Annotated in this window: 1 protein-coding gene; it reads left to right on the forward strand. The window is 66.3% G+C overall.

The window, feature by feature from the left end; all coding sequences use genetic code 11:
* On the forward strand, window positions 1-243 hold a 243-nt coding region (locus SB822_RS60130; RefSeq protein ID WP_410859515.1), incomplete at both ends, for an aldehyde dehydrogenase family protein.

Consider the following 243-nt stretch of genomic DNA (forward strand, 5'->3'; position numbering starts at 1 on the left):
AGCAAGGTGGAAGGCGCCGGGAATTACTACGAGCCGACCGTGCTCGCGGATGTCGCCCCCGGCATGGCTGCTTTCGACGAAGAAACCTTTGGCCCGGTCGCCGCAATCACCGTTGCCGACGACGCCGAGCACGCTATCGAACTTGCCAACACGAGCGACTACGGTCTCGGCGGCAGCCTGTGGACGAGCGACGTCGCCCGTGCGCAGCGAATCGCGCGCCGGCTCGAAACGGGCGGCGTCTTT

The sequence above is a fragment of the Paraburkholderia sp. SIMBA_054 genome, assembly GCF_046534875.1.
Taxonomy (GTDB): Bacteria; Pseudomonadota; Gammaproteobacteria; order Burkholderiales; family Burkholderiaceae; genus Paraburkholderia; species Paraburkholderia hospita.